Annotated in this window: 16 protein-coding genes; 13 read left to right on the top strand and 3 right to left on the bottom strand. The window is 71.9% G+C overall.

The genetic code is table 11. The features are described 5' to 3' along the window. Window positions 1-80: 80 nt before the first annotated feature. On the bottom strand, window positions 81-266 hold the full coding sequence (rpmB, locus tag AB0C46_RS24095; RefSeq protein WP_018087178.1) for a 50S ribosomal protein L28: 186 nt from the start codon (window positions 264-266) through the stop codon (window positions 81-83). A gap of 232 nt (window positions 267-498) precedes the next feature. Between rpmB and AB0C46_RS24090 the strand changes: the two genes are divergently transcribed. The 9 genes from AB0C46_RS24090 to mutM all read left to right on the top strand — a co-directional run bounded on the left by AB0C46_RS24090 (window position 499) and on the right by mutM (window position 10,752). Continuing rightward, entirely contained in the window at window positions 499-2,145 is a 1,647-nt protein-coding gene (locus tag AB0C46_RS24090; protein WP_362830170.1) for a DAK2 domain-containing protein, read from the top strand. Window positions 2,146-2,202: 57 nt separating this feature from the next. After that, complete coding sequence (locus tag AB0C46_RS24085) at window positions 2,203-5,247, top strand: helicase-related protein (RefSeq protein WP_362830169.1); 3,045 nt, start codon at window positions 2,203-2,205, stop codon at window positions 5,245-5,247. 195 nt (window positions 5,248-5,442) lie between these two features. After that, complete coding sequence (rsmD, locus tag AB0C46_RS24080) at window positions 5,443-6,042, top strand: 16S rRNA (guanine(966)-N(2))-methyltransferase RsmD (protein ID WP_362830167.1); 600 nt, start codon at window positions 5,443-5,445, stop codon at window positions 6,040-6,042. Next, complete coding sequence (coaD, locus tag AB0C46_RS24075) at window positions 6,039-6,551, top strand: pantetheine-phosphate adenylyltransferase (RefSeq protein WP_026169199.1); 513 nt, start codon at window positions 6,039-6,041, stop codon at window positions 6,549-6,551. Before rsmD ends, coaD begins: the two co-directional genes overlap by 4 nt. A 130-nt stretch (window positions 6,552-6,681) precedes the next feature. Next, window positions 6,682-7,854: an ATP synthase F0 subunit B gene (locus AB0C46_RS24070; protein ID WP_362830166.1), complete on the top strand. Its 1,173-nt coding sequence runs from the start codon at window positions 6,682-6,684 to the stop codon at window positions 7,852-7,854. A 201-nt stretch (window positions 7,855-8,055) separates the two neighbouring features. After that, window positions 8,056-8,655, top strand: a complete 600-nt coding sequence (locus AB0C46_RS24065; protein WP_362830164.1) for a YceD family protein — start codon at window positions 8,056-8,058, stop codon at window positions 8,653-8,655. A 2-nt stretch (window positions 8,656-8,657) separates the two neighbouring features. After that, entirely contained in the window at window positions 8,658-8,831 is a 174-nt protein-coding gene (gene rpmF / locus AB0C46_RS24060; RefSeq protein ID WP_030087884.1) for a 50S ribosomal protein L32, read from the top strand. A 19-nt stretch (window positions 8,832-8,850) separates the two neighbouring features. After that, window positions 8,851-9,732 (top strand): ribonuclease III, encoded by an 882-nt coding sequence (gene rnc, locus AB0C46_RS24055; protein WP_362830163.1) that lies wholly within the window; start codon window positions 8,851-8,853, stop codon window positions 9,730-9,732. A gap of 93 nt (window positions 9,733-9,825) precedes the next feature. Next, window positions 9,826-10,752 carry a bifunctional DNA-formamidopyrimidine glycosylase/DNA-(apurinic or apyrimidinic site) lyase gene (gene mutM, locus AB0C46_RS24050; protein ID WP_362830161.1) on the top strand — a complete coding sequence of 309 codons (927 nt, stop codon included), beginning with the start codon at window positions 9,826-9,828 and terminating at the stop codon, window positions 10,750-10,752. A 34-nt stretch (window positions 10,753-10,786) separates the two neighbouring features. On the opposite strand, the gene AB0C46_RS24045 is transcribed toward mutM, so the two are convergent. Beyond that, the gene (locus tag AB0C46_RS24045) at window positions 10,787-11,212 is read right to left on the bottom strand and encodes a helix-turn-helix domain-containing protein (RefSeq protein WP_362830160.1); all 426 of its coding nucleotides are present in this window, start codon (window positions 11,210-11,212) and stop codon (window positions 10,787-10,789) included. Window positions 11,213-11,364: 152 nt separating this feature from the next. On the opposite strand from AB0C46_RS24045, the gene AB0C46_RS24040 reads away from it, so the two are divergent. Continuing rightward, window positions 11,365-11,955, top strand: a complete 591-nt coding sequence (locus AB0C46_RS24040; protein WP_362830236.1) for a flavodoxin family protein — start codon at window positions 11,365-11,367, stop codon at window positions 11,953-11,955. Window positions 11,956-12,095: 140 nt separating this feature from the next. Here the strand turns inward: AB0C46_RS24040 and AB0C46_RS24035 are convergent, their stop codons facing one another. Beyond that, on the bottom strand, window positions 12,096-12,884 hold the full coding sequence (locus AB0C46_RS24035) for a CAP domain-containing protein (RefSeq protein ID WP_362830235.1): 789 nt from the start codon (window positions 12,882-12,884) through the stop codon (window positions 12,096-12,098). Between the two features lie 270 nt (window positions 12,885-13,154). On the opposite strand from AB0C46_RS24035, the gene AB0C46_RS24030 reads away from it, so the two are divergent. The 3 genes from AB0C46_RS24030 to AB0C46_RS24020 all read left to right on the top strand — a co-directional run bounded on the left by AB0C46_RS24030 (window position 13,155) and on the right by AB0C46_RS24020 (window position 18,169). Next, window positions 13,155-13,436, top strand: coding sequence for an acylphosphatase (locus AB0C46_RS24030; protein WP_026169196.1), 282 nt, complete (start codon window positions 13,155-13,157; stop codon window positions 13,434-13,436). A gap of 382 nt (window positions 13,437-13,818) precedes the next feature. Further along, entirely contained in the window at window positions 13,819-14,022 is a 204-nt protein-coding gene (locus AB0C46_RS24025; protein WP_006602857.1) for a hypothetical protein, read from the top strand. A gap of 301 nt (window positions 14,023-14,323) precedes the next feature. Continuing rightward, window positions 14,324-18,169, top strand: coding sequence for an AAA family ATPase (locus AB0C46_RS24020; RefSeq protein ID WP_362830158.1), 3,846 nt, complete (start codon window positions 14,324-14,326; stop codon window positions 18,167-18,169). Window positions 18,170-18,215: the final 46 nt, after the last annotated feature.

Raw genomic sequence — 18,215 nt, 5'->3', positions numbered from 1 at the left:
CCGGAAAGGCAGAAGCCGGTCCACCCAGAAGGTGGACCGGCTTCGCAAGCAACCGGCTGGGCTGCGCTACGGCTAAGACGTCAGCGCGAGACCTTGCCGGCCTTGATGCACGAGGTGCAGGCGTTCAGCCGCTTCGGCGTGCGCCCGATCACTGCACGCACCGTCTGGATGTTGGGGTTCCAACGACGGTTGGTACGGCGATGCGAGTGCGAGACACTCTTGCCGAAGCCCGGCCCCTTGCCGCAGACGTCGCAGTTGGCAGCCACGGGTCACTCCAAAGACTTCAGATGCACTTACGGTGAAATCCCAACGAGCCGAGTGCATTGCCCTACCGGCACCGTCAGGAGAGGAATGGCCCGATTCTCATCGGGCAACCGGAGCAGCATACAACGACCGCTCCCGTAGAACGAAACTACCACGCACCCCCGGGCCCCCGCCCCGGCCGCCCTGCCGGAGCGCGGCTACTGTGCGGTGCATCCCGCGACCCAGGAGGACGACGTGCCGTACCCGCTCGACGCCGCCGCGGTCCGCTCCTGGTGCGGGCTGGCTCTGGAGGCGCTCGGCCGGGAACGCGAGCGGATCGACGCGATCAACGTCTACCCGGTGGCCGACGGCGACACCGGCACCAACCTCTATCTGACGCTCGAATCCGCCGCCCGCGCGGTCGAGGCCGCCTTCGACGGGCACACCTCGGCCGGCACCGCCCCCTGCCTCGCCGACGCGATCGGCGCCATGGCCCACGGCGCGCTCATCGGGGCGCGCGGCAACTCCGGCACGATCGTGGCGCAGCTGCTGCGCGGGATGACGGAGGTGCTGGCGGCCACCGACGGTTCGGCCGACGCGCTGCGGCGGGCGCTGCGCCGGGCCGCCGCAGCGACGTACGAGGCCGTCGCCCACCCCGTGGAGGGCACCGTCCTGACGGTCGCGACCGCCGCCGCCGACGCCGCGGAGCGGGCCGCCGACGGGGCCGCCGGTGCCGCCGGGGTCGCCCGCGCCGCCCACGAGGGCGCCCGCACCGCGCTGCAGGCGACCCCCGGCCAGCTCGCGGTCCTCGGCCGGGCCGGTGTGGTGGACGCCGGCGGCTGTGGCCTGGTCGCGCTGCTGGGGGCGCTCGCCGACGCGCTGTCCGGGGAGGTCTCGGCGACACCGGTCGCCGTACGGGCGGACGCCCCGCTCCCCGAGGCGGCCGGCTGCGAGGTCGCGGACGGGGGGGCGGCGGACGGCTGCGGGGATCCGGAGGGTCCCGCCTTCGAGGTGATCTACCTGCTGGAGGCCGGGGACGCGGCGGTGGCGCGGCTGCGGACCCGGCTCGACGGGCTCGGCGACTCCCTGGTGGTGGTCGGCGGGGACGGCCTGTGGAACGTCCATGTCCATGTCGACGACGCGGGCGCCGCGGTGGAGGCCGGCATCGAGGCGGGCCGCCCGTACCGGGTCCGCATCACGCACTTCGGCGGCGCCTCCCGCACCAAGGAGCCGGCGATGACGGCGCGGGCCGTGGTCGCGGTGGTGCCGGGCGCCGGGCTCGCCGGCCTGTGTGCGGAGGCCGGTGCGACACCGGTCGCCGTACGCCCGGGGGAGCCGCCCGCCAGCGGCGAACTGGTGCAGGCGATCCGGCAGGCGCACGCCCGCGAGGTGATGCTGCTGCCGAACGACCCCGATCTGCGGCACACCGCGGCGGCCGCCGCCGAACAGGCCCGCACCGAAGGTGTCCGGGTCGCGCTCATCCCCACCCGCTCCGCCGTGCAGGGCATCGCGGCGCTGGCCGTGCACGAACCGGAGCGCAGCTTCGACGAGGACGTGGTCGCGATGACCGCGGCGGCGGGCGCCACCCGCTACGCCGAGCTGGCGGTCGCCGAGCGGCAGTCGTGGACGATGGCCGGGGTCTGCCAGGCCGGGGACGTCCTCGGCCTGATCGACGGCGATGTCGTGGTGATCGGCTCCGACCTCCTCCGCACCGCGATGACCGTGCTCGACCGGATGCTGTCCGCGGGCGGGGAGATGGTCACCCTGGTCCTCGGCGCGGAGGCGCCCGACGCGCTCGCCGAGCGGCTGGAGCGCCATGTGCGCGAGCGTCATCTCGCCGTGGACACGGTCGTCTACGAGGGCGGCCAGCACGCGGCGCCGCTGCTCATCGGCGTGGAGTGAGCGCCCCGGACCGGTGAGTGAGCCCCGATTGTCACAGGTGTGGTGTGCAATGGATGCGTGGCAGCGCTCGACGAACCCCTGAAGAAAATCCTCGGTGGCACCACCGCGAAGGTGCTGGCCGAGCATCTCGACCTGCATACGGTCGGCGACCTGTTGCACCACTATCCGCGCCGCTATGCCGAGCGTGGTGAACTGACCCGCCTCGCGGACCTCCCGCTGGACGAGCACGTCACGGTCGTCGCGCAGGTCGCGGACGCCCGGGTGCTGAAATTCAACGGCGGCCGGGGACAGCGCCTGGAGGTGACGCTCACCGACGGCAGTGGCCGGCTCCGGCTGGTCTTCTTCGGCAAGGGCATTCACAAGCCCCACAAGGAGCTGCTCCCGGGGCGCCGCGCGATGTTCGCCGGCAAGGTCTCGGTCTTCAACCGCAAACTGCAGCTCGCCCACCCCGAATACGAACTCCTCGACCGCACGGCCGAGGACGGCGACGACGCGGTCAGCGCCTTCGCCAACCAGCTCATGCCGATCTACCCGGCCTGCCAGCAGATGGCGTCCTGGAAGATCGCCAAGGCGGTCGACGCGGTACTGCCCAGTGCGCAGGACGCCGTCGACCCGCTGCCGGAATCGCTGCGCGAGGGCCGGGCGCTGGTCCCGCTCACCGAGGCGCTGCTGAAGATCCACCGTCCGGCCACCAAGGCCGATATCGCCGATGCGCGGGCCCGGCTGAAGTGGGACGAGGCCTTCGTGCTGCAGGTCGCGCTCGCCCGGCGCCGCCGCGCCGAGACCCAACTCCCCGCCGTGGCACGGACCCTGGCCGAGGGCGGCATCCTCGACGCCTTCGACGCCAAGCTGCCCTTCACGCTCACCGAGGGCCAGCAGAAGGTCAGCCAGGAGATCTTCGACGACCTGGCGACCGAGCACCCCATGCACCGCCTCCTCCAGGGCGAGGTGGGCTCCGGTAAGGCCCAGCCGCTGGACGCACTGGTGCTGACGCCGCGCGGTTTCCGTCCCATGGGGGAGATGACCGTCGGCACCGAAGTGGTGGTGCCGAGCGGGGAGCGCGCCGTGGTGGACGGCGTCTTTCCGCAGGGCGAGCGGGAGGTGTGGCGCCTCGTGCTGGCCGACGGGAGCACCGTCGAGTGCGACGACGAGCATCTGTGGATCGTCGGGGCCCGCGGCACGGGGGAGCGGGTGCTCACCACGCGTGAGCTGCGGGGCGATCTGCTGCGGGCCGACGGCCGGCCCAAGTGGTCCATCCCCCCGGCCACGCCGGTGGACCTGGAGGGCGGTGCGGCCCGGCCGCTCGACCCCTACGCGGTGGGCAGGGCACTGGGCGACGCCGGCGGCGACCGTCCGGCGGACCGGGTACCGGCCGGGTACCGCAACGCCCCGCTCAAGGACCGGCTGGCCGTGGTGCAGGGCCTGATGGACGCCGGAGGCATGCCCGCGGGGGGCGCCGCGCTGTACCGCGCGGCGGCCGCCCCCCTGGCCCGTGACCTGGCCTGGCTGGTGCGTTCCCTGGGCGGCCGGGCCCAGCTCCATCCCCTGCGGGACGGCGCGTACGACGTCTCGGTGGCGTTGCCGGCCGGGTATCCGCCCTTCCGCGACCGGGCCCGTGACCATGCGGCGCCGCGCGGATCCGACGGCCGCCCGGAGGACGGCGCCGGTTTCCGGCGCCCCATCCACGCCATCGAGTACGTCGGCCGCAAACCCGTCCAGTGCATCAGCGTCGGACACTCCAGCCACGCCTATGTGACCGACCACTTCACTGTCACGCACAACACCATGGTCGCGCTGCGCGCCATGCTCGGCGTGGTCGACAGCGGCGGCCAGGCCGCGATGCTGGCGCCGACTGAGGTCCTGGCCCAGCAGCACCACCGCTCGATCACCGAGATGATGGGCGAGCTGGCCGAGGGCGGCATGCTCGGCGGCGCGGAGCGCGGCACCAAGGTGGTGCTGCTGACCGGCTCCATGGGCGCCGCCGCCCGCCGCCAGGCGCTGCTCGATCTGGTCACCGGCGAGGCCGGGATCGTCGTCGGCACCCATGCCCTGATCGAGGACAAGGTGCAGTTCCACGACCTGGGGCTGGTCGTCGTCGACGAACAGCACCGGTTCGGCGTCGAGCAGCGGGACGCGCTGCGCAGCAAGGGCAAACAGCCCCCGCATCTGCTGGTGATGACGGCGACGCCCATTCCGCGCACGGTCGCCATGACCGTCTTCGGCGATCTGGAGACCTCCGTCCTGGACCAGCTCCCCGCCGGACGCTCGCCCATCGCCAGCCATGTGGTGCCCGCCAAGGACAAGCCGCACTTCCTCGCGCGCGCCTGGGAGCGGGTCCGCGAAGAGGTGGCGGCCGGGCACCAGGGCTATGTGGTGTGCCCGCGGATCGGCGACGAGGAGGACGCGCCCAAGGGGGCGAAGAAGGGCGCGGCAGGCTCCAAGGGTGCGGCGGCCAAGGAGAGTTCACCGGAGGACGTGGCGGAGAAGCGACCGCCGCTGGCGGTGCTCGACATCGCCGAGCAGCTCACCACGGGGCCGCTCGACGACCTGCGGGTGGCGGTGCTGCACGGCCGGATGGCGCCGGACGACAAGGACGACGTGATGCGCCGGTTCGCCGCGGGCGAGCTGGATGTGCTGGTCGCGACGACCGTCATCGAGGTCGGGGTGAACGTGCCGAACGCCACCGCCATGGTGATCATGGACGCGGACCGCTTCGGCGTCTCCCAGCTGCACCAGCTGCGCGGCCGGGTCGGCCGTGGCACGGCGCCCGGCCTGTGCCTGCTGGTCAGCGAGATGCCCGAGGCCAGCCCGGCCCGCGCCCGGCTCGCCGCCGTGGCCGGCACCCTCGACGGCTTCGAACTCTCCCGTATCGATCTGGAACAGCGGCGCGAGGGCGATGTCCTCGGCCAGGCCCAGTCCGGCGTCCGCTCCTCGCTGCGGATGCTCGCGGTCATCGACGACGAGGAAGTGATCGCGGCCGCCCGCGACGAGGCCACCGAGCTCGTCACCGCCGACCCCGAGCTGGCCGGATATCCGGAGCTGCGGATCGCCCTGTCCGCCCTGCTGGACGACGAACGGGAGCAGTATCTGGACAAGGGATGAGAGACGCCGCGGCGAGGGCGGGGCGGGGCGGAGGGGGCCGGCGGCCCGCCGCCACGTGAGATCGATCACCGCACGTCGCGCTCCCCGGACGCTCCGGCCGGGCCTCGGCCGTCGGCTGACGGAATATCGTGGAGGTGCGGAGCCTGCCCGGCTCCCCCTCAGTACACCGACCACGCGCAACGTAAGGACGGGCCCATGACCCGCGTGATCGCCGGTACGGCCGGCGGCCGCCGCCTGGCCGTACCACCGGGAAACGGCACCCGCCCCACCTCCGACCGTGCGCGCGAGGGCATGTTCTCCACCTGGGAGTCGCTCGACGGACCGCTGGCCGGTGCCCGGGTGCTCGATCTGTACGGCGGTTCCGGTGCGGTCGGCCTGGAGGCGCTCTCCCGCGGCGCCGCGCATGTCCTGCTGGTCGAGGCCGATGCCCGCGCCGTGCGCACCATCCGGGACAACGTCCGTGTGGTCGGCCTCCCCGGCGTCGAGGTCCGGGCCGGCAAGGCCGAGCAGACCGCCGCCGTACCCGCCCAGGGCGAGCCCTACGACATCGTCTTCCTGGACCCGCCCTATGTGGTGACCGACGTGGAACTCTGCGAGATCCTCCTCACACTCCGTGGTCAGGGGTGGCTTGCGGAGCAGGCACTCGTCACCGTGGAGCGGAGCACCAGAGGCGGCACGTTCCCATGGCCGGACGGATTTGAAGCGATCAAGGCCCGTCGCTACGGCGAGGGGACGCTTTGGTACGGTCGCGCCGCTTCGACGTCCGCCGAATCGACGTCAGCAAGCGTGTCATGACCGGATCGGAGAGCGAGGAAACCGAGTTGCGCCGCGCCGTCTGTCCGGGGTCATTCGACCCCATCACCAACGGGCACCTGGACATCATCGCCCGTGCCTCCAAGCTGTACGACGTCGTCCACGTCGCCGTGATGATCAACCAGTCCAAGCAGGGGCTGTTCACGGTCGACGAGCGGATCGACCTGATCCGTCGCGCCACCGCCGAGTACGGCAACGTGGAGGTCGAGGCCTTCCACGGCCTGCTCGTCGACTTCTGCAAGCAGCGCGACATCCCCGCGATCGTCAAGGGGCTGCGGGCCGTCAGCGACTTCGACTACGAGTTGCAGATGGCCCAGATGAACAACGGCCTGTCCGGGGTGGAGACGCTCTTCGTCCCCACCAATCCGACCTACAGCTTCCTCTCCTCCAGCCTGGTGAAGGAGGTCGCCGCCTGGGGCGGCGATGTCTCCCACCTGGTCCCGCCGTTCGTCCTCGAAGCCCTCACCGAGCGCCTGCGGAAGAAGGACTGATCACCGCACTCGGCGCACCCCTGCGCGATGCCGGAATGATGGGGCATCAGCGGTGTCGGGCGGAGGGCCGGTGGACGTACAGTCGTCCCGTTCCGTCGTTCAAAACCCTTCAGAGAGTGGCGAGTCCAAGGTGGACGTGCAGAAGAAGCTCGACGACATCGTCGCGACCGTCGGCGGTGCCCGGTCCATGCCCATGTCGGCCTCGTGCGTGGTCAACCGCGCCGAGCTGCTCGCCATGCTGGAGGAGGTGCGCGCGGCGCTGCCGGGCTCCCTCGCACAGGCGCAGGAGCTGCTCGGCGGGCGGGAGCAGATGGTCGAGCAGGCGCGGGCGGAGGCGGAGCGGATCATCGAGACCGCGCACGCCCAGCGCGGATCGCTGATCTCCGACACCGAGGTCGCCCGGCAGTCCCAGGAGGAGGCGGACCGGATCCTGGCGGAGGCCCGCCGGGAGGCGGAGGAGATCCGCGCCGAGGCCGACGACTACGTGGACAGCAAGCTCGCCAACTTCGAGGTCGTGCTCACCAAGACCATCGGGTCCGTCGACCGCGGCCGCGAGAAGCTGCTTGGCCGCGGCCCGGGGCTCGACGAGCAGGGCTACGAGGACACCGAGGCCCCGGAGCGCAGCGGCGACCCGGAGACCCTCAAGCAGCGCGCCGATGCCTATGTGGACACCAAGTTCGGGGCGTTCCAGGCCGTGCTGACCAAGACGCTGGAAGCGGTCGGCCGGGGCCGCGACAAGCTCCAGGGCGCCCGTGCGATCGATGAGCTGGCCGTCCATCTGGCGGCGCAGGGCGATCCGCGGTCCGGGCATCCGCAGGCCGACGCCGACTACCTCGCCGGACTGGCGGACATCGGCGCCGACCAGGCCCCCCAGGCCCCCCAGGCACCGCAGGCCCCCCAGGCCCCCCAGCCGCCCCAGGTGCCCCCGATGCCCCAGACACAACCCCAGCACCAGCAGCCTCTCCAGCCCCAGCTTCAGCAGCAGGGCTACTACACCGACCCCGCGGCCTACCCGCAGCAGGACGTCTACGGCTATCAGCAGCAGCCGCAGGAGGCGCCCTACGCCCAGGACGCCCAGCACCAGAATCCGTACTGCTACGACTGGCAGCAGCAGGCCCAGCAGCAGGCCCAGCAGCAGGGCTACGACCCCCACGCGTATCTCCAGCAGCAGGTGCCCCAGCAGCCCCAGCACGCCCCGCACGACCCCGCCGCCCAGCCCGGTGCGCTGGACGAGACCAGCCTCTTCGACACCAGCATGATCGACCTGGATCAGCTCCGGCAGTACGAGGAGCGGCGCCAGTAGGCGGCCCTGCCCGCGGGACCGGGGGGACGGCCGGGAGCGGATTGGGCCTATCGGGGCCCGTCCAGTATCCTGGCTCTTCGGTCGCGCCTATTTCCGCGATCTCTGCTGCCCGAATCCTGCACAGCCGGAATACGGGCGGCGCGTAAACCCCGTAGAAAGCAGGAAGCCATCAACGCCCGCCTCGACCACCGTTCCCCTCTCGTGTTCGACACGCGCGAGCTGGGCCGGCGTCCCGGCGCGCTCAAGAGGGTTTCCCGCTCCGTCGAGGCCCCCCGGGACCTCGGCAACGAGGTCATCGGTGTGCCCGAGGGCGCACCGATCGAGCTCGACCTCCGCCTGGAATCGGTCATGGACGGGGTGCTTGTCACAGGCACCGGCCATGGAACCGTCAAGGGGGAGTGCGTAAGGTGTCTGGAGCCGCTGGAGCGAGAGCTCGACGCGGACTTCCAGGAGATGTTCACCTACCCCGACGCCGATGCCCGGGTCCGCGAGGCGGACGCCGGCGACGACGCCGAGGATGAGGAGGACACCCTCTTCCTCGAGGACGACCTGTTCGACCTCGAACCCGTGCTGCGTGACGCGGTGGTGCTTGCACTGCCGATGCAGCCGGTGTGCCAGGACGACTGCCCGGGTCTGTGCTCCGATTGCGGAGTGCGGCTGGCGGACGACCCGGACCACCACCACGACGCCGTCGACATCCGTTGGGCGGCACTGCAGGGACTCGCCGGGACCGTCAAGGACGGCGAGAAGGACAACATGGGCGGCGCCGAAGCGGGCGTCGACGAGAAGCAGGAGAAGTAGCCGTGGCTGTTCCGAAGCGGAAGATGTCGCGCAGCAACACGCGCCACCGCCGGTCGCAGTGGAAGGCTGCGGTCCCCACCCTGGTGGCATGCGCTAGCTGCCACGAGCCGAAGCTGCAGCACATCGCGTGCCCGAGCTGCGGCACCTACAACAAGCGTCAGGTCCTCGAGGTCTGAGCGGCTGGTGACAGGCTCCATGTCAGACGCCAATTCGACTTCCCGCAAACGCGGGGATGAACCGACTCCGGCGGACACAGCCTCGTCCCACACGCTTCTGGAAGGGCGGCTCGGGTACCAGCTCGAGTCCGCCCTTCTGGTGCGTGCGCTGACACACCGCTCGTACGCATACGAGAACGGCGGTCTGCCCACCAACGAGCGGCTCGAATTCCTCGGGGATTCGGTGCTCGGCCTGGTGGTCACGGACACGCTGTACCGCATCCACCCCGATCTCCCGGAAGGCCAGCTGGCCAAGCTCCGGGCCGCGGTGGTCAACTCGCGTGCGCTTGCCGAGGTGGGCCGCGGCCTCGACCTCGGCGCCTTCATCCGCCTCGGACGGGGCGAAGAGGGCACGGGCGGCCGGGACAAGGCCTCCATCCTCGCCGACACCCTTGAAGCGGTGATCGGCGCGGTCTATCTCGACCAGGGCCTCGACGCGGCCGGCGAGCTGGTGCACCGGCTCTTCGACCCGCTCATCGAGAAGTCCTCCAGCCTGGGCGCGGGCCTGGACTGGAAGACCAGCCTCCAGGAACTCACCGCGACCGAAGGCCTCGGCGTTCCGGAGTACCTGGTCACCGAGACCGGCCCCGACCACGAGAAGACCTTTACTGCTGCCGCCCGCGTCGGTGGTGTCTCGTACGGCACCGGCACCGGCCGCAGCAAGAAGGAAGCCGAGCAGCAGGCGGCCGAGTCCGCGTGGCGTGCGATTCGCGCCGCGGCGGACGAGGCGGCCAAGGCGGCGGCTTCCGGCGACGAGGTGTCGCCAGAACCCGGTGCAAGCACCGGCTCCACCGGAGCGGCCACCGCCGCGCAGCCTCCTTCGGCTCCGGCCGCCGGTGACGGTTCGTCGTCGGCACACTGAAGTACTGATTCTGACCCCGTCCGGGGCGGCCGCGCGTCGCCCCGGACGGGGTCAGAAGTCTTTCGCCCCACCGTCGTTCCCAAGGAGCCCTTCGTGCCCGAGCTGCCCGAGGTCGAGGTCGTACGCCGCGGACTGGAGCGCTGGGTCAGCGGCCGCACGATCGACGCCGTCGAGGTGCGGCATCCGCGGGCGATCCGCCGGCACACGGCCGGGGCGGCCGATTTCGCGGCCCGGCTCAAGGGGCTGCGCCTCGGTACGGCGTGCCGGCGCGGCAAGTACCTCTGGCTCCCGGTGACCGGTGGCGGTCCGGCCGCCCAGAGCGCCGCGGAGGGCATCACCCCGAGGGTCACGCCGTCCGTCACCCACGGGCTGGCGATCCTCGCCCACCTCGGTATGAGCGGCCAGCTGCTGGTCCAGCCGCAGGACGCCCCCGACGAGAAGCACCTGCGGATCCGCATCCGCTTCGCCGATGACCTGGCCACCGAACTCCGCTTCGTCGACCAGCGCACCTTCGGCGGCCTCTCGCTGCACGACACCGTCCCCGGCGACGCCGACCACCTGCCCGACGTCATCGCACACATCGCCCGGGACCCGCTCGATCCCGCCTTCGACGACGCCGCGTTCCACGACGCGCTGCGCCGCCGCCGGACCACCGTCAAGCGTGCGCTGCTCGACCAGACGCTGATCAGCGGCGTCGGCAACATCTACGCGGATGAGGCGCTGTGGCGCAGCAAGCTCCACTACGAGCGGCCGACCGCCACCTTCACGCGTCCGCGCACCGCCGAGCTGCTCGGCCACGTACGGGACGTGATGAACGCCGCGCTCGCCGTCGGCGGCACCAGCTTCGACAGTCTCTATGTCAACGTCAACGGTGAGTCCGGCTACTTCGAGCGCTCCCTGGACGCCTACGGCCGCGAGGACGAGCCCTGCCGCCGCTGCGGCACCCCGATCCGCCGCCGTCCCTGGATGAACCGCTCCAGCTACTTCTGCCCCCGCTGCCAGCGGCCGCCGCGCGCCTGAGCGCGGGCCCGCGGCTCACCCGCGGGGCCGCGGCTCACTCCGCCGTGCGTTGTGCGTCGTAGCGCTCGCGGGCCTGGAGGACCTGCGGCATCCGGTCCTCCACCAGGTCGATCAGCATCCGTAGTTGACGGGCGACCTGGTCGCCCAGGGGCGTCAGCGCGTAATCCACCCGGGGCGGGTTGGTCTGCTGTGCCTCGCGGTGCACGAGTCCGTCCCGCTCCAGTGCGTGCAGGGTCTGGGCCAGCATTTTCTCGCTCACCCCTGCCACCCGGCGCCGCAGTTCGTTGAAGCGGAAGGTCCCGTCGAGCAGTGCGCCGAGCGTCAGGCTGCCCCATCGGTCGGTGATGTGCCGGAGCGCGTCACGGGACGGGCACTCGCGCGCGAAGACGTCGTAGGCCAGGTCGTCCGTACAGCCGGGGGTGGGCTCCCCGGCCGTCTCGCCGGTGGTTTCGGTCGCCATGGGCACACCATACCCTCGCGCAGCGCTAACCAATGGGTTGCGCTTTCTAAAAGTTAGTGCTTCTCTTTCCCTCATCGCAGCCCGGCGTTCCCGGGCGCCGACCGTCCCGGGATGCCGTGACCTTGAGGAGAACCGCCGTGACCACGCCTGCCCTGCCCGCCCCTGTCGTCTCGCTCGCGTACCACTCCGGCTACGGCCACACCGCCGTACTGGCCGAGGCCGTCCGGGCCGCCGCCGCCGAGGCCGGCGCCACCGTTCACCTGATCAAGGTCGACGAGATCACCGAAGCCGAGTGGGAGCAGCTCGACGCCTCCGACGCGATCGTCTTCGGCTCGCCGACCTACATGGGGACGGCGTCCGGCGCCTTCCACACCTTCGCCGAGGCGACCGCCAAGCGCTGGGCGACCCGTGCCTGGCAGGACAAGCTCGCCGCCGGCTTCACCAACTCCGCCTCCAAGAGCGGGGACAAGCTGCACACCCTGCAGTTCTTCACGGTGCTCGCCGCTCAGCACGGCATGAGCTGGGTCAGCCTCAACCTGCTCCCCGGCTGGAACTCCTCCACCGCCTCCGAGAACGACCTCAACCGGCTGGGCTTCTTCCTGGGCGCCGCCGCCCAGTCGCCCAACGATCAGGGTGCCGAAGGGGTCCACAAGGCCGATATCGCCACCGCCGAGCACCTCGGACGGCGTATCGCCGAGCAGGCCCGCATCGTCGTCGCGGGCCGCGCCGCCCTCGCCGTCTGACCGGCGCACCACGGGCCGCAGACCGCCGGGCCCGGTACGCAGAACGCCCGCGCCGCCCCGTGATCCGTCACGGGGCGGCGCGGGCGTGCGTGCGGACGCGGCGGGGTCACCGCCGGGCGGGCTGCCTCAGAAGCCGAAATTCAGAAGCCGAAATCCTGCGTCCACCACGGGCCGCCCGACCCGAAGTGGGCGCCGACGCCGAGGGTCTTGTACTCGCAGTTGAGGATGTTGGCGCGGTGGCCGGGGCTGTTCATCCAGGAGTCCATGACGGACCGGGCGTTGGCCTGGCCGCGGGCTATGTTCTCGCCGCCGAGGTCGTCGATGCCCGCGGCGCGGGCGCGGTCCCAGGGGGTGTCGCCGTCCGGGTCGGTGTGGTCGAAGAAACCGCGCCGGGCCATGTCGTCACTGAAATCCTGTGCGAGACCGGCCAATTCCTTGTCCGCCGTCACGGGGGAGCAGCCGGCCTGGGCGCGCTCCTGATTGACCAGGGACAGCACCTGGGTCTCCGCGGACGACTGGGCGTCGGGGGTCTTCGACGCCGCCGCGGTGCGCTCGGGCGCGGCCGAGGACGGCCGCTCGGCGGGGCCGGCGGACCGGTGCGAATCGGTCTTTTCGGTGGGGGATTTGGACGGCCGGTGCGGAGTCGGGGACGCCGAAGGGGTGGTGGCGGAAGAGGCACGGCCGGCGCCGGGGGCCGTGGGGCGGGCGCTGCCGCGGCTCACCTCGTCCGTGGCGCGGTCGGTCGGGGACGCGGAGATGCCGCCCAGCGGCCGGCTGGCCTCCGGCAGCGCTCCGGCCCGGACGCGGTCCTGGTCGCCCGTGCCCCCGTCGAACTGGCCGTTTCCGGGGATCAGTCCGGAGGCGACCGCCACGGCTCCCATCGCCATCGCCGCCGAGACGCCGAGCAGTCCGGTGCGGACGGGCGTCATACCGCGGCCGCGCGCCGCGCGATGCCCGCGGTGCCGCGTCGTGGCCGGCACGCCGTGCCGTTCCGCCGTCGGTGCGTCAACAGGCCCTGCACCGGGGGCTTCGGGGGCATGGGGAGCAGAGCGTCGATGGCGGCCCATCCGCTGTCTTCCTTCCGTCCTCAGCGTCAAGACGGCTCACCCATACGAGTGAGCCTCGCTGTCGGGGGACTGTACGCGATGGCGCAAGGGGCAGAAGTGACCCCTGAGCAATTGGCCGGTTAGCGTGCACACATGAATGAAGCTGTCCGAGTGACCGCGTGGGTGCGTGGTCAGGTCCAGGGCGTCGGGTTCCGCTGGTTCACCCGGGCCAATGCCCTTCGCATCGGCGAACTCGCCGGATTTGCCGTCAATCTCGGTGACGGCCGTGTCCAGGTGGTCGCCGAGGGCCCGAAGGATCACTGCGACCAGTTGCTCGACTGGCTCCGCACCGGAGACACGCCCGGGCGGGTCGACGGAGTCACTGAGATCTGGGACACGCCCCGCGGGGGTTATGACGGCTTCGAGATTCGCTGATCCGGCCCGCCGGAACGGTCCGGACGGCCGTCAAAGGCGATCTTTCGGATGCGTCTTTGTCAGCTGCTTACGGGAGATAAGGCCTGGTGGTTGCCAACTCGGCCGACCCGTGCAAGGCTGCCGCTGTACGGATGATCTCTACGCCCCCGCGGGACCTTTCTGGGGAGTCGGCGCAGCGCCCTCGCGGCCGCGCACTCTCAGGTGCCCGAGGATACGGGGTGTGATCGTGTTGACCGTCAAACCGTTTGGTGAGACTCTGGAATCCCCGCGCACCTTAGCTGTTTGGCATTGAGTACACCAGAGAATGACAAGCACCGCGGGTGCGAATCCCTCACGACCCACACCGCTTCGGTCGGTCACTCATTGTGGAGGACCATCCATCATGGCAAAGGCGCTTCTCGGTTACGTCGGCGGCTCCGACCCCCGAGTCCTCTCCGAGATGCGACGGCTTCAGCAGCGCGTCCAAGACCTTGAATCCGAGCTTATTCGGATGCAGGCCGAAAACGACATGCTGTCCGCTGCCGCACGTCGCGACGACTCGATGCTCGACATCGACGTACCCCAGGCGGAGCCCGCGCTCACCTGACCCCAACCTCAGGGCCGGTAGGGCTGCTCGCCAGCCGCTTGAGGCACCGCTCTCTTCAAGATCTGCAAGGGACGCTTCGGCGTCCCTTCGTCGTTCCCCGGCTCTTCGTCCTGCGGCTTTCCTGCGAACCACGCGGTCACTTCGGCCTTGCCGGCCCTCCCTTACCGCATGATGTGCCCTGCACTTTCGGTAATGAAACCGAAAATGAACGGCGCGGTATACCCAGGGGCCGTACGGGTCCGGGGAGCGGCCCGGAATGTTGGGGTCACCCGCCGAGGAGCGGCCGGTAGAGTCCAACGGCGTGCACCTCAAGAGTCTGACCCTGCGAGGTTTCAAGTCCTTCGCCTCCGCCACGACGCTGCGCTTCGAGCCGGGCATCACCTGCGTCGTGGGTCCCAACGGCTCCGGCAAGTCCAATGTCGTGGACGCGCTGTCCTGGGTCATGGGCGAGCAGGGCGCCAAGTCGCTGCGCGGCGGGAAGATGGAGGACGTCATCTTCGCCGGGACGACCGGGCGGCCGCCGCTCGGCCGCGCCGAGGTCTCGCTCACCATCGACAACTCCGACGGTGCACTGCCGATCGAGTACGCCGAAGTCACCCTCACCCGGATCATGTTCCGCAACGGCGGCAGCGAGTACCAGATCAACGGTGACACCTGCCGGCTGCTGGACATCCAGGAACTGCTCTCCGATTCCGGTATCGGCCGGGAGATGCATGTCATCGTCGGGCAGGGCCAGCTCGACTCCGTGCTGCATGCCGACCCGATGGGGCGCCGGGCCTTCATCGAGGAGGCGGCCGGCGTCCTCAAGCACCGCAAGCGCAAGGAGAAGGCGCTGCGGAAGCTGGAGGCGATGAAGGCCAATCTCGCCCGGGTCCAGGACCTGACCGACGAGCTGCGGCGGCAGCTCAAGCCGCTGGGGCGGCAGGCCGCGGTCGCCCGGCGTGCCGCCGTCATCCAGGCGGACCTGCGCGACGCCCGGCTCCGGCTGCTCGCCGACGACCTCGTCACCCTGCGCCGGGCGCTGCAGGCCGAGATCGCGGACGAGGCGGCGCTCAAGGAACGCAAGCAGGCCGCCGAGGACCGGCTGCGCACCGCCCAGCAGCGGGAGGCGGCGCTGGAGGAGGAGGTCCGTACGCTCACGCCGCGGGTGCAGCGCGCGCAGCAGACCTGGTACGAGCTGTCACAGCTCGCGGAGCGGGTGCGGGGCACGATCTCGCTGGCCGAGGCGCGGGTCAAGAGCGCCACGGCGGCCCCGCCGGAGGAGCGGCACGGGCGCGACCCCGAGGACATGGAGCGGGAGGCGGCCCGGATCCGCGAGCAGGAGGCGGAGTTGACGGCCGCGCTGGAGGCGGCGAGCCGGGCGCTGGAGGACACCGTTGAACACCGTGCCGGGCTGGAGCGGCAGTTGGCGGACGAGGAGCGGCGGCTGCGGGACGTGGCCCGCGCCATCGCCGACCGCCGCGAGGGCCTGGCCCGGCTGAGCGGACAGGTCACCGCCGCCCGTGGGCGGGCCGCCTCGGCGCAGGCGGAGATCGGCCGGCTCGCCGAGGCCAGGGATGCCGCCCGGCGCCGGGCGGACACCGCCCAGGAGGAGTACGAGCAGCTCAAGGCCGAGGTCGACGGGCTGGACGCGGACGACGAGGAGATCGCGGAGCGGCACGAGGCGGCCCGCCGGGAGCTGGCGGAGACGGAGACCGCGCTGACCGCCGCGCGCGAGGCGCTGAGCGCGGCCGAGCGCAAGCGGGCCGCGACCGCCGCACGGCATGATGCGCTGGCGCTCGGGCTGCGCCGCAAGGACGGGACCGGTGCGCTGCTGGCCGCCGCGGACCGCCTCACCGGACTGCTCGGGCCGGCGGCGGAACTGCTGACCGTCACGCCGGGCTTCGAGATCCCGGTGGCGGCGGCGCTCGGCGCGGCCGCGGACGCCGTCGCCGTCACCGGCCCGGCCACCGCCGCCGAGGCCATCCGGCTGCTGCGGAAGCAGGACGCGGGGCGGGCGGCGATGGTGCTGGGGGGAAGCGGGGGCCGGAGCGGGACGGGAACGGTGCCCGCGCCCGCACGGGCCGTGGAGGCTGCCGGGGGTGGCGGAGCAGCGGATGCCGTGGGGGCCAGTGATGCTGCCGGGATGTCGGCGTGGGGTGGGGCTGGTAGGGCTGAGGGGGCTGAGGCGGTTCGTGGGGCCGGTGGGGCCAGCGCGGCTGGTGCGGCTGGTGCGGCCGGTGGGGGTGAAGGGGGCACGGGAGCGGTCGAGAGGGCCGTGGTGGACGTGTGTGAGGGTGCGGCCGGGGTGCCGGGGGTGGCCGAATCGGCCGGGCACCGTGTCCCCGGGCCCCGTTCGGAGCCCGTACCGGCGGCGGAACTGGTCCGGGGGCCCGGGGATTTGACGGCCGCCGTGGCCCGGTTGCTGCGGGATGTCGTGGTCGTCGGGACGCTGGAGGACGCCGAGGACCTGGTGGCCGCGCGGCCGGAGCTGATGGCGGTGACCGGTGCGGGCGATCTGCTCGGGGCGCACTTCGCGCAGGGTGGTTCGGCCGGTGCGCCGAGCCTGCTGGAGGTGCAGGCGTCCGTCGACGAGGCGGCGGCCGAGCTGGAGGAACTGGCGGCGCGCTGCGAGGAGCTGGCGGAGGCGCAGCGGGCCGCGGCGGAACGCCGTACGGCGGGCGTCGCGCTGGTCGAGGAGTTGGCCGGGCGGTGGCGGGCGGCGGACCGGGAGAAGTCGAAGGTCGCCGGGGACCTGGGCCGGCTCGGCGGGCAGGCGCGGGCGGCCGCGGGTGAGGCCGAGCGCTGTGACGCGGCGGCGGCCAAGGCCGAGGAGGCGCTGCTGCGGGCCACCGAGGAGGCCGAGGAGCTGGCCGAGCGGCTGGCGGTGGCCGAGGAGGAGCCGGGCGTCGGCGACGAGGAGCCCGATACCTCCGTACGGGACCGGCTGGCGGCCGACGGTGCCAATGCGCGGCAGACCGAGATGGAGGCCCGGCTCCAGGCGCGTACGCACGAGGAGCGGGTGAAGGCGCTCGCCGGGCGGGCGGACTCACTGGACCGGGGAGCGCGGGCCGAGCGCGAGGCGCGGGCGCGGGCCGAGCGTCGGCGCGTCCGGCTGCGGCACGAGGCGGCGGTGGCCGGGGCGGTCGCTGCCGGTGGCCGGCAGCTGCTGGCGCATGTCGAAGTGTCGGCCGTACGGGCCGAGGAGGAGCGGGGCGCCGCGGAGCGGGCCAAGGCCGAGCGGGAACAGGCGCTGGTGGCCGAGCGCAACCAGGGCCGGGAGCTGAAGTCCGAGCTGGACAAGCTGACGGATTCGATGCACCGGGGCGAGGTGCTGGGCGCGGAGAAGCGGCTGCGGATCGAGCAGCTGGAGACCAAGGCGCTGGAGGAGCTGGGGGTGGAGCCGGCCGGGCTGATGTCCGAGTACGGCCCCGATCAGCTGGTCCCGCCGTCGCCGCCCGCCGAGGGCGAGGTGCTGCCGGACGACCCGGAGCATCCGCGCCACCAGCCGGTGCCCTATGTACGGGCCGAGCAGGAGAAGCGCCTCAAGGCCGCCGAGCGGGCGTATCAGCAGCTCGGGAAGGTGAACCCGCTGGCGCTGGAAGAGTTCGCGGCGCTGGAGGAGCGGCACAAGTTCCTGAGCGAACAGCTTGAAGACTTGAAGAAGACCCGGGCCGACCTGATGCAGGTGGTCAAGGAGGTCGACGAGCGGGTGGAACAGGTCTTCACCGAGGCGTACCACGACACCGCGCGGGAGTTCGAGGGCGTCTTCGCACGCCTCTTCCCGGGCGGTGAGGGACGGCTGGTGCTCACCGATCCGGGCGACATGCTGTCGACGGGGGTCGATGTGGAGGCGCGCCCGCCCGGGAAGAAGGTCAAGCGGCTGTCGCTGCTGTCGGGCGGTGAGCGGTCGCTGACCGCGGTGGCGCTGCTGGTGTCGATCTTCAAGGCGCGGCCCAGTCCGTTCTATGTGATGGACGAGGTGGAGGCCGCATTGGACGACACCAATCTGCAGCGGCTGATCCGGATCATGGAGGAACTCCAGGAGAGCTCCCAGCTGATTGTGATCACCCATCAGAAGCGGACGATGGAGGTCGCGGACGCGCTCTACGGGGTATCGATGCAAGGTGACGGTGTATCGAAGGTCATCAGCCAGCGGCTGCACTGACCGCGGTCGTGCGGGCGGCTCGCGCGGCGGCCGCAGGCCTTTGCTG

This window comes from Streptomyces sp. NPDC048637 (assembly GCF_040650675.1).
Taxonomy (GTDB): Bacteria; Actinomycetota; Actinomycetes; order Streptomycetales; family Streptomycetaceae; genus Streptomyces.
This window is presented reverse-complemented; position numbering and strand designations above follow the sequence as displayed.